Annotated in this window: 1 protein-coding gene; it reads left to right on the forward strand. The window is 55.7% G+C overall.

Going from position 1 to position 370, the window contains the following annotated elements; genetic code table 11:
* Positions 1-101: 101 nt before the first annotated feature.
* The coding region (locus L691_RS28805) for a hypothetical protein (protein ID WP_036736960.1) at positions 102-370 on the forward strand (269 nt) is incomplete at its 3' end.

Genomic DNA, 370 nt, shown 5'->3' on the forward strand with positions numbered 1-370 from the left:
AAAGCGGAGGATCGCTTTGAGTATTTTCTCGGCTCTTTTTCCGCCCGCCACAGCCGGCTTAGAGCGCTTCAGGAAGAGCTTCGGAAAGGAAAGCTGACACCATGAACGGACAATTGCGGAATATTACGGTCCGGATCGGACTGAGCGAATACGGAGACGCGCTGTTGTACGGCTTGACGGATGACGGATACGGTCTTCCCGGTATGGCTTTGAAGCAGCTGCTCTTCGCCTGGCATGAGGAGTCGTTCTACGGTACCGAATTAGCCATTCACAAAGCTGGAGGAATCGACCTGGTCGTCCTGCCCGCCGAACAGGTCCTGTCTTTCTTTGCCGCAGGGCAGCTGCTGTCGCATATCGGCTGGTCATGGGA

Source organism: Paenibacillus zanthoxyli JH29, from assembly GCF_000520715.1.
GTDB lineage: Bacteria > Bacillota > Bacilli > Paenibacillales > Paenibacillaceae > Paenibacillus_AQ > Paenibacillus_AQ zanthoxyli.